Source organism: Runella sp. (assembly GCF_027484545.1).
Lineage (GTDB): Bacteria > Bacteroidota > Bacteroidia > Cytophagales > Spirosomataceae > Runella.
Window position 1 is genome coordinate 1 of sequence record NZ_JAIXST010000343.1, and the last position, 15585, is coordinate 15585.

Sequence of the window (15585 nt, forward strand, 5' to 3'; positions counted from 1 at the left end):
AATTATCCCGCCGCCGAAAAATACCTGCGACGCACCTATCGTAAAGGTTGGGACGTGTAAAGAAGACTGTGATTTTTTTGATTTGTATGATTACGGTGAAAATAAAATGAGGCCTATTTTTAAGTCAAATGATAAACGAGCAATACAGGTACTCCGAGCTTACTTCTAAAATTATTGGGTGTGCTATAACGGTACATAAAGCCTTAGGGAATGGATTCCAGGAGGTGATTTATCAACGAGCGCTGGAAATAGAAATGAAATTGCAGGGTATAACATTTCTTCGTGAATTTGAAATGCCAATTTTTTATCGTGAACAACGTATCGGTACTCGTCGGGTTGATTTCTTTGTTGAAGACTGTATCAGTGTAGAATTAAAAGCGGCGATTAAATTGGAGGATGTCCATTTTGCACAAGCGATAAACTATTTGGAAGCCTATAATCTCGAAATTGGTTTACTGATCAATTTTGGCGAAACAAGTCTAAATTTCAGACGGCTCACCAACAAAAAATTCAAATCAATAAAGTCCTGAAAAAATCACTTAAATCATACAAATCACAAGAATCACAGTCCGGACAATGGAGTACCTCAACGTGGAAAAACCTTTCCTTCAGAAGCTGCGGCAGTTGGATTGGCAGGTGATAGACCAAGGATTCGGCATTCCGCAGGAACCCAAAAAGAGCCTGCGGAATACCTTCCGGGAAGTACTGCTGCCTGGCGAGTTTAAGAGAGCCATCAAACACCTCAACCGCACTGCCGACGGCCGCGAATGGCTCACCGACCGCCAACTCGACGAACTCCTGTTTGAACTCCAAAATTTTCCCGGCAAAGACCTGCGCGAAACCAACAAGGCCATCAACCGGCTGCTGCTCAAAGGCACGAGCGCAGCCCTCAACGAACTCACCGGCGAACAAAACCCGACGGTACGGCTGGTAGACTTTAAAAACTTCGAGCAAAACAGCTTCATCGCCGTCAATCAGTTTAGGATAGATACCCCTGGTAGCACCAAAAAATACATTATTCCTGATATTGTGCTGTTTCTCAACGGCTTGCCCGTAGTGGTGGTAGAGGCCAAAGACTTTGACGTAGCCGAGCCACTGAGCGCCGCCTTCGCCCAAATCAGCAGTTATTCCAACAAACGCGACGACCTCTACGGCGTGGCCGAGGGCGAAGAGCGGCTGTTTCACTACAACCTGTTGAGCATCATCACCCACGGCAAAGAAGCCCGCGTGGGCACCATCACCTCCGATTTTGAATTCTACAACAATTGGGTGGATATTTTTCCCGAAGAATACCAAGCCATCGCCGTATCGCCCCACGAAGAGCGGCAGGAAGTGCTGATTCACGGCATGTTGAACAAAGAAATCCTGCTCGACCTGCTCAAACACTACACCCTGTTTATGGAAGTCAAAAAAGGCGTGGAGGTGAAAATTGTGGCGCGCTACAACCAATACCGTGCCGTGTGCAAAATCATCCGAAACCTCCGCGAAGGCACCACACCCCTCGAAAAAGGCGGCGTGGTGTGGCACACCCAAGGCAGCGGCAAAAGCCTCACGATGGTGTTTCTGATTCGTAAGCTCCGCAGTTGCGACGACTTGAAAGACCTCAAGATCTTATTTATTGTGGACAGAACTGATTTGGAGGAGCAACTGCACGAAACCGCCGAACTGACGGGCGAGCCCATCCACATCATCGACCGCCGCAGCAAGCTCAAGCTCCTCAGCGACACCACCGGCGACGTGAACATGGTGATGATCCATAAGTTTATGGACGAAAAAAACGTGTCGGCCCAATCGCTCATTGACGCGGGCGTGGTGCCCACCTTTGAAAAATTTGAGGCCATCAACCACAGCGAGCGCATCCTGCTGCTGATCGACGAAGCCCACCGCACCCAAGGCGGCGACATGGGCGACAACCTCTTTTCGGCCTTTCCCCGGGCCGTGCGCATCGGTTTTACGGGCACGCCCCTGCTCACCGAGCGCCACGAGATCAAAACCCACGAGCGTTTTGGCGGTTTTATTGATTTCTACAAGTTTGATACCGCCGTCAAAGACCGCGCCACCGTCGAAATCAAGTACATTGGCAAGGTCTCGAAAGACAAACTCCACGACAAAGAGCGCTTTGATACCACCTTTGAAGACATGTTTGCCCAACGCACCGAAGCCGAAAAAGAAGAGATTCAGCGTCGCTACGGCTCCTACATCGCCTATCTGGAATCCAAAGACCGCATTGCCGCCATTGCCAAAGACATCGTGGCGCATTATTACGACGATATTCTGATCAACAGATTCAAGGCGCAGGTAGTAGCGTCGAGCATTGTGGCGGCGGTGCGCTACAAATACGAACTGGAAATAGCGATCAAAAACAAGATCGAAGAACTCACGGCCCTGCCCGAAGACGAAATCAACGCGGAGTTGTTGGAGAAATTACGGTTTCTGAAAGTCGCCGCCATCGTATCGGGCATTCAAAACGAAGAGTCCTACATTCGCAAAGCCCGCAACGACGCGCAGGCCCTCGACGCGGTCAACAGTTTCAAAAAAGATTTTGATTTCAGCAAACCCGAATCAGGCCTGGGCATCCTTTGCGTATGCGATCGTCTGCTCACGGGATTTGACGCGCCCGTGGAACAGGTCATGTATTTGGACAAAAGCCTGCGCGAACACGATCTATTTCAGGCCATTACGCGCGTAAACCGCACCAAACGCGGCAAAACCTTCGGTCTGATCGTGGATTACTTCGGCGTAACCAAGCACCTGACCGATGCCTTGGCCATTTATACCGACAAAGACAAAAGCAACCTGAACGAGTTTCTGGAAGTATTCCGCGACATTAACAAAGAAATCCCGATTCTGGAAGCCCGTTACAAACGCCTGCTGGATTTGTTTGGCGACAATGCGCTGAACGAAATTGCGCCTTTTTTACAGCAAAATTTTAAGGACACCACCCGCGAGTTTGAGTTTGCCGAAGCCTGTATTGTCAAAGCCGAAGGCGTAAAATTCCGCGCCGAACTCCTCACCTACGCCAAAAGCTTTTTCGACAGCCTGGATCTGCTTTTCAACGTACCCGCCGGGGCCGATTATTGGATTCCCGCCAAGCGGTTGGGGTATTTATTGTGGCGCATCCAAAACCGTTACAAAGACCCCACAATGGATTTGAAGTGGGCTTCTGCCAAAGTGCGCCAACTCATTGACAAACACCTGCTTTCGCTCGGTATTGACACTAAAGTACCGGAAGTGTCTATTTTGTCGGAAGCCTTCAAAAGCAACGTAAACACGCTCAACAAAACTCCCCAATCCCAAGCTTCCGAGATGGAGCACGCCATCCGTTGGCACATTAAAGTAAACCTGGACCAAGACCCGGCGCTTTACAATCATTTTAAAGACCGTTTGGAATTGATTCTGGCTTCGTACAAAGAAAAATGGGAAACCATTGTAGCCGAGTTGGGCAAACTCACCGACGAAATGGCCGAAGGACGAAAACAGGAAATCGAAGGCATTTCGGTCGTAGAAGCCCCATTCTTTGATTTATTGAGACTAAGCCTACCTATCGACGCCGACCTTGAAAAAACAAAAGACCTCCTGCACACCCTGCTCCCGCTGCTAAAAGAAACTGCCGCCATCAAAAACTTCTGGACGGGCAAAGCCGCCGAAAGAAAACGCATGGATGGGCTGCTGGAAGATGAAATTCATTATTCGGGTATTGACGGGCTGTCTGCCAAAGCCGCCGAACTCACCACAGAATTGATGAAACTGGCTAAAACTCGCGAAGCAGACCTCCGATGAAACTCGCAGACCTGGAAATAAACATTGAAAAAACGGCGCGAAAAAAAACGGTCAGCATTTTTGTTGAGCGCGACGGCTCCGTGCGGGTATTGGCCCCTGCCGACGCCACCGACGAGAAAATCGAGCAGGCCATTCGGGCCAAAGAATACCCGATATTTGTCAAATTGGCCAAGTGGAAAGAACTCAACCAAGGCAAGGTACATCGAGAATTTGTCAACGGGCAATCTTTCCTGTATTTGGGTCGCAATTATCGGCTGGTTATTGTTGAACACCAGGATGTACCTTTAAAAATCAGCGGCGGACATTTTCTGCTGAACCAAAAATACCTTTCCAAAGCCGCCGAGATTTTCAAGGCATTTTATGCCCAAAAGACCGAACAAAAAGTAAAAGACCGCCTGAACCTGATCGAAGAGAAATTTCAGCAAAAGCCTACGTCGGTCAAAGTAATGGAATTGCAAAACCGCTGGGCTTCCTGTACGCCCAAAAACGGCCTTAATTTCCATTGGAAATGCGCCATGGCTCCCATTTCGGTGCTCGATTACATCATTACGCATGAGATGGTACACCTCACGTATCCCAATCATTCGCCCGAATTTTGGAACGAACTCGACAAAAAGATGCCCAACTACCGCGAGCAGGAACAGTGGCTGAAAACCAACGGGGTAAAGATGGATTTATAAGGTGGGTTTATACCTCCGCCACCACAAACGTACTGCCACCGACGTAAATAAAATCATCCTTTTCAGCCTGTCTCTTAGCCGCTGAGAGCGCGTCATTAACGGAAGCATATTCTTTACCATTCAATCCAATACGCCGTGCCAGAGCAGCCAAATCGGCCACAGAAAGCGAACGAGGAATGTCGGCAGCGCAGAAATAATAGGCAGCGTCTTTAGGAAAAAGTTGCAGTACGCCCGAAATATCTTTGTCTTTCACAAAACCCATCACCACGTGCAACCGGTTAAAATCATAACTCTGGATTTGGGCGAGGGTTTCCGACAATCCGCCGTAATTATGAGCTACATCAGCGACGATAATCGGGTTTTGTTGCAGCACTTGCCAACGGCCTTTCAATTGGCTCAATAGCGCCGCATTGGCCAATCCATGCCTAAGGGCTTCCTCAGAAATTTTATATCCTATTTGACGCAGTATTTCGACCGATTGAAGTACACCCAACAAATTTCTTGATTGATATATTCCAATTAAATCTATTTTATATGTTTTAATAATAGAATTAATAGACTTTATATCTACCACTCGCTTACCTGCTTCTAAATTTGACCGGATGACTTGGAAATTTTGATCTGCAAAAACTATCTCTGATTGAGTTTCGAAAGCTTTCTGACGAAATACCGGTTCGGTTTCAGCCTGCGTTTCCGAAATTACAACGGGGACTCCCGGTTTGATAATCCCTGCTTTTTCAGGCGCAATTTTGGCCAACGTATCCCCCAGCAAATCGGTATGATCAAAGCTGATGTTGGTAATAACCGACAAATCCGGAGTAATTATATTGGTAGAATCCAGTCTTCCTCCCAATCCTACTTCAATCACCCCTACGTCTACCTTCTCACGGGCAAAGTAATCAAAGGCCAAAGCAACGCTGATCTCAAAAAATGAAGGTTCAATTTCCTCAATTAATGTCTGATGCTTCGCAACAAACTCCACAATTTCACTTTCGGGCGCAGATTGCCCGTTGATTTTGAATCGTTCGGTATACGATTTTAGGTGAGGGGAAGTATGCAACCCTACCTTGTACCCCGCCGATTGCAACACTGCCGAAAGGAAATGAGAAGTGCTGCCTTTGCCATTAGTCCCCGCTACATGAATACTTTTGAATTGGGTATGAGGATTTCCCAAAGCTTCGCACAATGCGATAATATTGTGCAATCCTGATTTCATGGCCACAGCCCCCACACGATGAAAAACGGGCAAGCGGTCGTAAAGGTATTGAAGGGTTTCTTGGTATGTCATAAATGCAAAAAAGAAAGGGTAGTCAAAATTTGGCTACCCTGTTTATTCTATTTAAATCCTTACAGCCAGCAGCTAATTAACGACTCTTGATATTGAAAGTAATTGTTCCTTTAGAAGTAGAAGGAACGTTTTCGGATTTGGGCACCAATTTCATCCGACTCACGGCTCTTTTATACAAATCAACTATGGACTGACTCACCGTTGATTCTTTCACCCGCACATTGATAATATCTCCAGTATCATCTACTGTAATTTCAAAAACGATTCGACCTGATTCGTCGGAATCATCGTTCACTTGCGGGCGAGCGCCCATCCCCCAGCCCGATACGTTTAAGGCCAAACCCGTTTTGGCTCCTCCAGGCTTTCCGTACAAGCTACCTGCGTCAATGCTACCTTTGGGATTTCCCTGATCACCCACGGTTCCGGGTTTATCACCGTTGTTGTTTCCTCCCGTACCAGATGCAGTTCCGTTGGTCCCATTACTGCCTTTGCCGCTGCCTGATGATTTTTTAAATAAAGCACTCTCGTCCACCTTCTTAGGCTCGGGAGCAGGTTTTACTGGTGCTTCGGGCGCGGGGGTAGTCGTTTTTGATTCAGATTTCGTAGGTTTGGTTTCCGTCTTGGTTTCAACAGGACTTTCAACTTTACTCGTAACAGGAGGAGTAACAGGAGTCACTTTAACAGGCTTAGTTTCCGTTTTTGGAACAGGCGGTGGGGTTACTTTAGGTGTTGGGGTTGCCTTCACTTTCGGCGTGTCATCCGATTTTTTAACGTTTTCGGCACGCGGTGAGTCACTCGCTTTATTGTAGGTTTGTACTTTTCCATAACCGGCATCATCTGTCCCAAAGTTGACTTCTACGTATTCAATCGCTTCGGTCTTTGGTAGGGTTTGATATAAATTAAAAAAAAGCATAAAAGTAATCAGTGCCGAGGTGATAATGGTAGCACCCGCAAAACCAATCATTTGATGTTCTTTATCTTCCTGAGTATTGACAAGCATGGACATAGAAATACTAATTGTGAATTAGTGAATTAGTGAATTGTGTATTACGGGGCAGCCCGTACGGTGAATGGCTAACCAGTGAATAAGTAATGAACACAGATTGAATTAGTTATTTAACACGCACTATCTTACTTTTCAATTAACGCAAAATAAAGATAAATTATATATAGGCACAAAAAAAAGGGGCGATTTGCCCCTTTTATCTTTCGTATTTCTTTTTTTATTTGTGTGTCACATAGGCCATTGCTCCAGCAAGACGACTAACTGTTGCTAAATGTGCTTTGGCTTTTTTGGAGTTATCACAACCCATCGCCGTAACAATGATCAATTTCCCTTCGGCAGGTTCAGGGTTTAAAATAGCCGCATTTTTAAATCCGTTACGTTTGAGCTTCTCTTCCAATTTACGGGCATTCTCCAATTTTGAGAACCCGCCCGCAATTACTAAAAATTCAGGATTTTCATCCGATTTAAAGGATGTAACGTTCGTTTCGGCAGTTTGCACCAGAGCAATTTTTGCTTCGGCTTTTACTGGAGGTGCTGCCGCTTTAGTTTCTTTTATTTCAAGTACCGTTTTAGGAGCAACTTCCGGAGCAGTAACTTCTTTGCTGTCTGTTGTTTTAACTGTTTTTAAAGCAGGTGCTTCAACAACACTATTAACATCGTTAAATTTTTTATCAACTGTAAACCAACCTTTGGCAACCGTTATTAATTCGAAAGGATTAAGGCTCGATTTAAGACTTTCGGACGGAACCTGCATAAGCCCCCCTACCAAAGCTGAACCAACCAATAAAACTCCTCCTATGTACACAGCCACCCGTGACCGACGTCGACGGGGAAGTTCAAAAGGTAACTCTTCGGCAGCCCGATCAGAAGTAGTCCAATCAGTAGAAGAATCAGACGAATCTACTTTCACAGCAGTACTTAGGGTAGTAACCTGCAATGATTTCAAACCAAATCCTTCTGCATAGAAATTTGTTTCGGGAGTAGGCTCAAACTGCAACTTACCCTCCTCATTCATTTCCAACGTGCCGATGCCTTCCAACGCATAGGTGCCATTTTCTTTAATGGTATTTTTGATCGTATCCACAAACAGTCGAACGCGTTTCTGGGCTTCGTCACGCGAAATTTGTTCGTTTATTGTCAGGTAATGTGTCAATAGACCATCATCCAGCAAAAGCGCTTCGTTGAAGGCAACGCGCTTTTGCGGAGCATGAAAGAGTGAATTTTGCTCGCTGTAAAAAGCGTGACTGAAGTAGGCTAAAAATCCGCCTAAATCGGGAAGTACCACGCAGTCATGTTCATAAAGTAGTTTACGGGTGTAGTCCAGTACGGAAGTCATGTCTTTATATAAACTGTTTATGGGGATTTGGATACTAAGGTACTGATTCTCAAAAAAAAAAGCAATAGTCTCTTCAACTATTGCTTTCCTTCTATGCCTGATAGCAAGGGTTAATTGCTTCTTTTAGACCTTATTCGGGTCAATGAAAATTTTAAAAATATTTTTCTTTAAAATTGAAAAGAAAGTCCCGCCAGAAAATTAAGCCCCTGCTGAGGGTAATACAAATAACGCTCGTAGTTCTTACCTAATAAATTATTGATAGAGGCAAAAGCGGAAAAATTACGGGTCAACAAGTAATCAATCTTCAGGTTTAAGTCAACAATGGGTTTTAAGTTTACTGTCGTTGCTGTCACGAAGTTTTTGTTTTTCAACCCTCCGATGTAATAGGCGTCCAACGTAGCAAACATTTTTTTGCTGAATACAAAAGAGTTGTTCCAGGTCACGGTCGCTTTGGGACGCCCCCAAGCAGCTTCTAAGCGCTTTACGGCATAATCGTAAAAATCACCGCGCAAAGTAGAACGAACGATGTTTTGGTATTGATACCCTATTTGCGCTGATACCGTCAGAACTTTGATATAATCGGCGTCGTACACCACCGCAAATTTGGTGGTGTCCACCCATTCGTTATTAAAGCCGTAGAAGTTTTTGAAAGTAGCGTAGGAGACTTTTCCTTCAAATTGAAAACTTGGTCCCATTTCGCCTTTTAACCCTCCATAAATATCGCGGCTTTTCTCGGTGTTGGCTACGGTGATATTCGGTGCCAACCAACGATTTTCCCCCAGCAAAGACCGTAATGTATTCCGATTCAAATCACCCCCATAACCGGCAAAAAGGTGAACTCCGCTAAAGGGTACGGCATCGACCTCTACCTGAGGAAAACCTATCGAGCGATTAATTTTAAGGCGGTCATCGGTCTCGTTGACTGCTTTAAAAGCGGCTACTACCGTAAAAGCATCAAAGGAGAATTTAAAGGCAGGTTTGACACTGAACAAATTACGTTTAAATGTCTCGGCATCGGCCCGTTGTGACACATAGGCATCCGCATTCAACAAAGCAAAAATATTCTCAGTGATGGGAATAGACCCGGAGAAATTAGTACCCCAATCGGTTTCGGTAGCATCGTAACGGTCGCTCAAACGATACAGCGAAGTTTTGAGTGCATAATCAATAAATTTGTTATTGTCCGTATTTTCAAAACCTACCTGAAGGCCCACGGTGTTGATGGTTTGACGAATATTAGCTTTGGCAATTTCAGCATTGGGTCGTGAGCGATTCCCGTAGAAAAAATAATTGTCACGATCATAAAAAACAGTCCCGCCAAATTTGAAAGAACCCGCCAAATACTCTCCATTTATTTTGAGGCGATTTTCGCTGTTAGCTGAATTTTTGTCATCTACCGGTCCCGTTTGATTGGACAGGTGTTTGAAGTGAACATCGTACGCTAAATCTTCGGTATGGTTACCCACAAACGCTTCACCATAGACTTTACCGTAGTTCCCCCCTCCTATTTTTACGTAATTATTCAAATTTCCGTCCTCTTCCGGTTTGTTCCCTCCGTTAACCGGCAATACAGCGGGAGTCATTTTTGGAGCTCCCAACGTAAGTTTAGGAGTCCGAAACTCATAATTCAGTTTTCGATTATCATCTTCGCCCGTAAAAGGCTGGATTTTATTGTAAAGTCGATTGGCAGGCGGCAACTCAATCTTCTTCTTCTTTTCAATTTCAAATGTTTGGCTGTCCACTTCACCCGTTGGTTTTTGAGCCCGAACTGAATGAGTGAATGAGTGAATGAGTAAAGGAGTGAATATAAACGAAACAACTATTTTTTTCATCGTATGCCGGTTCAATAATGAATGAAAATCTAAAACGAACTGTAAACTTTTTATTGTAAAGCGGAACGCTGCTCACTATTGGAGAGCCGCTAATTTGGTTTTGGCCAATTCTATCGCATCTTTATCTTCGGCATTTTCAATCACCGATTGAAGCGTTGCCTTGGCTTGGTCAGGATCTTTAAGACTTACGTAGACATCCGCCAACAAAATAAACGCCCGCACTCGCCAACGCTCGTAGTCAGCAAACTGTTTGTTTAATTCCATAATCGACGCCTGTGCTTCTTTGTACTTTTCCTGACGATACAAGGCTTGAGATGCCCAATACTTGGCTTCTGCCCCAAACTCATCTTTGTTAGCAGCAATGATTTTTTTGAATTCTGCATCTGCTATTTTGTAATCTGCTTTTTCCAAATAGACTTTGGCCGTTTGCATTTGGGCTTTTTTAGTGGAACCCGGAATTACATCACCCGCATTGATTACTTCTTTGGCAAAATGCAGCGTAGAGTCGTATTTCTTCATCACAAAATACGTATCCATCAAACGAATCAGCCCCGTAACTTGGTCAGTTTTGCTTTCTGATTGACTGTACAACACGTAAAAATTGCGTACGGCCTGACTGTAATTCTGTTGCTGAACCTCAATATCTCCCGCACGCAATGCCGCTTTAGGGGTGAATTTCTCGTCCCCTTCTCCAATTACGACATTAAATAATTTAAGGGCATTGGCTAAGTCATTGTTACGATAATAACTTTCTCCTCCCAAATAACGGGCCTCTGTCGCGGACTTACTGTTGGGATAATCACGGATAAAGTTTTGTAATGCCTTGATTGCCTGCGGATATTTACCATCCCCGTAGAGCCCCTTGGCAGTTTCAAACTCAATTCTTTCGGTTTCTGTACTCTGGGGATTTTTCTTTTTGTAATCAGCCAACACATCCGACATCTCTTCGTTACGGCCCGCATTTTCTAAAGTAGCCTGTAAACCCAACATCGCTTCTTTGGCGGCCGGAGCATCCGAGTATTCACTTAAAATACGTTTGTAGTCACGGATGGCCTCTTCAAATACCTGAATGTTATTGTATGCCAATGCCCGCTTCAGCAACGCTGGCGGAATGAGGTAACTGCGGGGTTTGTCTTTTACCAAACGCGTATAAGCCCGAATGGCCGCTTGGTAGTTCCCTTTCTCTAAGTCAATGTTCGCTGATTGGAACAACGCGTCATCGGCATAACGTGAGGTAGGAAACTGGGCAATTACTTTGTCAAACTGAGCTTTAGCTTCGGTATCTTTTTCCTGATAGGTCAAAATCAATCCTTTTTGATAAAGGGCGTAGTCACGGTCTAAACGACCTTCACTGAGGGCTTTATCATACAAAGCCATAGCTTGTGCATAGTTTTTGTCGGTCAAATACGAATCGGCCATACGAATCGTCGCATCCTCAATCGTTTGCGGTTCGCCTACACCTTTTCCTTTGGAAACGTATTGTTGAAAATTAGTCAGCGCCGATTTGTAATCCTTTGTATTGTAATAAGCGTACCCCAACGAATACAAACTCCGAATGGCATACGAAGAATTGGGACTGTTGCGAATCAACTGCTGATAAATCGGAATAGCTTCTCCGTAGCGGTTGAGGGCCGAGAACGCTTCTCCTTTTTGAAAATTGGCGGCTTGTGCAATGTCCGTATCGGGCGTGTATTTCAGCGACTTATCAAAGTTAACAATCGCCTGAGCATAGCGTTCGGCGTTAAAATCAGCAATGCCCAAGTTCATGGTTTGACGCTGATAGGCCGCTTTGGTTGCCTCGTCCACTTTTTTCAGCTTTTCGATGTAGGCTACCGCCGCCGCACTGTTGTTGGATTTGGTCAAAGATAAAATCGAAAGTCGGGTCGCTTCTTCTTCGTATTCACTGCCCGGAAAGTTTTTGATAAACTCCTGTAATTCCGTAAATGCGGCCGAGTGATTATTCAACTCCAACTGCACTTTGGCGTGGTTGAAGGAGGCTTCCTCCTGAATTACTTTGTTAAATTTCAATTTGGAAGCATTATCAAAACCCGTGAGCGAAGCTTGTGGGTTTTTGTTTTGCAAGTGACTGATGGCCAATATATAAGACCCAAACTGTCCGGTCGTATCTTTGCGGGTCGCTACGCTTTTGAGCTGATCAACGGCTCCAGCATAATTTCCCATCCGAAACAACGAATGCCCGTAACGAAATTGAATCGGTGCGGGTGTCGGCGTTTCTCGCCCTTTCAATTGGACGTATTGAGCGTAATATTTAGCGGCATCTTCGTATTTACCGCGATTATAGGAAACTTCGGCTGCATACAGCGCTACGTCGTTCAGCTTCACACCCCCGCCTTGGGTTCTCCTTAATAACGGTTCGGCATAGGCAATGAGGTCGTCGTAACGTTGTACCTGATAAAGCGAAGACACAATCCAATTTGGGGCATCAGCTTTGTACTGAGGATGCGTCTCAATGCTTTTGAAACTTTTATAGGCATCGTCGTACTTACCGTTTTGGTATTGAATCACCCCCGCATAGTAACCCGCAGGCGCAAAATAGTCACTGGCGGGGTCTTTTTGTACTTCGGCAAAGTACTGAAGTGCCGGATTGTACTGCTTCAAACTATAATAGGACAGTCCCAATTTATAACGGGTTTCAGTAACTGCGTAGTAATTGGAACTGCGATCGAGGGCTTTGGTCAAATAAGTGATTGCATTGGAATAATCTTCCCGATCAAAATAGTACTTACCCAAATCGCTGTAAATCAACGCCGCTTTAGGGTGTTCGGGGTGATTTCTCACAAATCGGTCTACCGCCAGTTCGGCTTCGGGTGCATCCGCGTACAGGGCACATAAAGTGGTATAGTACTCGGCCGTAACGGCAGTGTAATCGTTGGTATTCAGCAACGCGGGTCGCTTTTCCAAATAATAACGAAATTCCTGTTTGGCGGCGGCATAGTTCGATTTCTCAAACAACTCAACCCCGTTACGAAAATGGACATCCGCCTCGGTATAGCCAAGGGTATTTTGGGCACGTAAACCAACGAAAGAGAGGGAACAAATAAGTAGAGGAAGAACGCTGCGTTTAAAAAACATGGTATAGAATTGGGTTTCTTCAGTCAAGAACGTACAATAATTTTGCGAAAGAACGAAAAATAGGACTTAAAACGTATAATTTTCATCATTTATCTCCTTGTACGGTTATCAATATATTCATTTAACACAAACCGAAACGATTCCGTTTTTACTCACTTTTGGGGTGTCAGTAATGCCATTTTTGAAAAAAAGTCAACGTTCACCCGAATTATGTCCCCTACAACTCCGGAAGATTGCCATAATTTTCATCAAAAAGTTGTTTTTCTGATTCAGGGAGACTATTTTTGCACTTCTTTTGTAGAACAGAATACATTATTATTTTTAATAAACCAATGGCAAATCATAAGTCAGCATTAAAAAGAATTCGGGCCAACGAAACAAAACGCCTTAGAAACCGCTACCAACACAAAACAACCCGTACGATGGTACGTAAGTTGCGTGACACCAAAGATCAAGTGGTAGCATCAGAATTGTACAAGACAGTATCTTCTATGTTGGACAAATTGGCCAAGAAGAATGTCATCCACAAGAACAAAGCAGGCAACCTCAAGTCAAAGTTGGCCAAGCATGTCAACCGTCTTGCGGCAGTAGCATAAATAATTTTTATCGCACAAAAAACCTTTAAGGCAATTAGCTTTGAAGGTTTTTTTGTATTTATGCAAATTAAAAACACCCTAAAATCGTTTACATAACCTGAAAACCAGTACAAAGACACATGAGAAAATTGCGTTTAACGTTGGGAATGGCTTTGTTGAGTGCGAGTGCCGTTTTTGCCCAAAAACCCACCATTGATTTCAATGCCCGAGGAATTCTTTCCTTATCAGACGGTGACATGGCTGCGTCAGCTACCGTAGATGGGAAATTAATGAAAGAAGTCGGCGTAAAAGATGCCTTAACCATTTATCCGCTTCCGCTTAAATTAGGACAGGAATTTGGAACATCACCCGTTCCTAACTCAGCGATCGGCTGGACTCGGAACGTGGCCATCATGTCAGACGGGCGTTATGCTTTCGTGATTGAAACCCGCGGTCAAACTGCCGACAGTACAAAAGTAGTAAAAAATGTAGCGACCGATCTCCCCGCCGGAAGCACGATGTACATTGTTGACATTTCCAACATGGCAAAACCTTCGGCTCGTAAGGCTCCCATTGGAAAAAATCCATCGGCCATTGATATGCTCGGAAGCAACATTTTGATTACCTCCGAAGAAACCGGTAAAGAACTGCGTCTATTGGAAATTGGAGCGGGCGGTTTGCCTACGCGTAACGTTCCCATCGCATTAAACCTTACCAATGCCCGTGCGACTGATGTATCGTGGCATCCTGAAGGCGAATTTGCGGCCATTACCATTGAAGAAACCAAAGAAATTTGGCTCTATAAAGCAAAACGGAACGCTCAGGGAAAAATCGCTACGTTTGAAGCCTTTGGAGCGCCTGTCAAAATCACGGGAAAACCAGGTCATGGCGCTTTTACTCCTGACGGAAGCTTGTTCATTGTTTCCGATTTGAAAGACGGCGCCGCTGGAGAATTGGCAGTGATTCAGTTTAACACCACGGCTACCGATCCAAAAACGGCCGAGCATAAAGTAATTGGACAAACTGCCGTAGGTGCCGGTGTTGAAAGTTTCTCTATCAGTCCCGACGGTTCGATGATTGTCACTGCCAACAAAAACAACTCGGCCCAACCTTGGGAAGGCAATGTAGGCAAAGCAGGCATCAGCCTGTTGACATTGGCCAAAGACGGTAAAATTGCGAAAGTAGCCGACTACGATATCGACGGAATTGCCCCGGAAAGTATTATTTTCGACAAAACAGGCGATAACGTAGCCGTTTCCATTTACGAATATTTCGACTACGGTCGCCGCGATGGTGGTATCGAGTTTTTCAAAGTCACCAAAGGAGGCACTCCTGCCTTGACCAAACAACTTGCCAAAATCAGCGCTTCGAAGGGTTGCTATACTGTGAAGTTGATTCCATAGAGAAAAGCAATTAATTATATATAAATCAAAAGCCGCTTCTTAGGGAGCGGCTTTTGATTTATATATCTTATAGAGATATTTCATTGAAATTATTCAGGAATCAATGTATATTGATTCATTGTATCTCCAGTTTTAGGATTAGCAATGGTATTATTTAAGACCAATAATCCAATTTCTGCTGTCGTTACCTGAAAAACAAGATTACCTACTTGAGGACGTGGTGATAAACTGCTAAATGTCATTGATTGATCGGAATCTTTGTAGGTCCAAATTCCTTCAAAAACCTCCCCATTGTATTCAGTAATACGCACAGTACGTTTTCCGGTACCTGCTATAAAAGCGATTCGATACTTTGAATAACCGGGAATAATATTGGTTGTACCCTCGTTTCGATATACCACTGTATTTCCTTCCTTTACCTCTTTTGCTTTGAAGGTGCCGGAAAATAAATCTGTATTAATCACAGCGGTGGCCGGTATGGTGTACCCCATTAATTGGACAAAATAGTTAATACTTTATAAGTGTATTATGGTTTAGTTAATATTGTACTATTTTTAGTTATTGGCAGTCGTTCATTGAAAACTTGATTTGG

11 protein-coding genes are annotated in these 15585 nt (G+C 44.5%); 5 read left to right on the forward strand and 6 right to left on the reverse strand.

Features of this window, described 5'->3' with window-relative positions; all coding sequences use genetic code 11:
- Positions 1-128: 128 nt before the first annotated feature.
- Genes Q0081_RS30640 through Q0081_RS30650 form a run of 3 tightly spaced genes read left to right on the forward strand, consistent with a single transcriptional unit; the run spans position 129 to position 4460 of the window.
- The gene (locus tag Q0081_RS30640) at positions 129-530 is read left to right on the forward strand and encodes a GxxExxY protein (RefSeq protein ID WP_298362668.1); all 402 of its coding nucleotides are present in this window, start codon (positions 129-131) and stop codon (positions 528-530) included.
- 46 nt (positions 531-576) lie between these two features.
- Positions 577-3780 (forward strand): type I restriction endonuclease subunit R, encoded by a 3204-nt coding sequence (locus Q0081_RS30645; RefSeq protein ID WP_298362671.1) that lies wholly within the window; start codon positions 577-579, stop codon positions 3778-3780.
- Complete coding sequence (locus Q0081_RS30650; protein ID WP_298362674.1) at positions 3777-4460, forward strand: M48 family metallopeptidase; 684 nt, start codon at positions 3777-3779, stop codon at positions 4458-4460. The genes Q0081_RS30645 and Q0081_RS30650 overlap by 4 nt, the downstream gene beginning before the upstream one ends.
- 7 nt (positions 4461-4467) lie before the next feature.
- On the opposite strand, the gene Q0081_RS30655 is transcribed toward Q0081_RS30650, so the two are convergent.
- The 5 genes from Q0081_RS30655 to Q0081_RS30675 all read right to left on the reverse strand — a co-directional run bounded on the left by Q0081_RS30655 (position 4468) and on the right by Q0081_RS30675 (position 13015).
- Entirely contained in the window at positions 4468-5748 is a 1281-nt protein-coding gene (locus tag Q0081_RS30655; RefSeq protein ID WP_298362676.1) for a folylpolyglutamate synthase/dihydrofolate synthase family protein, read from the reverse strand.
- Positions 5749-5824: 76 nt separating this feature from the next.
- Entirely contained in the window at positions 5825-6754 is a 930-nt protein-coding gene (locus Q0081_RS30660; protein ID WP_298362678.1) for a hypothetical protein, read from the reverse strand.
- A gap of 217 nt (positions 6755-6971) precedes the next feature.
- Positions 6972-8090 (reverse strand): hypothetical protein, encoded by a 1119-nt coding sequence (locus Q0081_RS30665; protein ID WP_298362682.1) that lies wholly within the window; start codon positions 8088-8090, stop codon positions 6972-6974.
- A 167-nt stretch (positions 8091-8257) separates the two neighbouring features.
- On the reverse strand, positions 8258-9922 hold the full coding sequence (locus Q0081_RS30670; protein WP_298362685.1) for a TonB-dependent receptor: 1665 nt from the start codon (positions 9920-9922) through the stop codon (positions 8258-8260).
- A 75-nt stretch (positions 9923-9997) separates the two neighbouring features.
- Positions 9998-13015, reverse strand: coding sequence for a tetratricopeptide repeat protein (locus Q0081_RS30675; RefSeq protein ID WP_298362688.1), 3018 nt, complete (start codon positions 13013-13015; stop codon positions 9998-10000).
- Between the two features lie 332 nt (positions 13016-13347).
- On the opposite strand from Q0081_RS30675, the gene rpsT reads away from it, so the two are divergent.
- Positions 13348-13611, forward strand: coding sequence for a 30S ribosomal protein S20 (rpsT, locus tag Q0081_RS30680; RefSeq protein WP_298362691.1), 264 nt, complete (start codon positions 13348-13350; stop codon positions 13609-13611).
- Positions 13612-13730: 119 nt separating this feature from the next.
- A complete protein-coding gene (locus tag Q0081_RS30685) occupies positions 13731-14993 on the forward strand; it encodes a WD40 repeat domain-containing protein (RefSeq protein WP_298362694.1) in 1263 nt (420 codons plus the stop codon).
- A gap of 89 nt (positions 14994-15082) precedes the next feature.
- Here the strand turns inward: Q0081_RS30685 and Q0081_RS30690 are convergent, their stop codons facing one another.
- Positions 15083-15457, reverse strand: a complete 375-nt coding sequence (locus tag Q0081_RS30690; protein WP_298362696.1) for a hypothetical protein — start codon at positions 15455-15457, stop codon at positions 15083-15085.
- Positions 15458-15585: the final 128 nt, after the last annotated feature.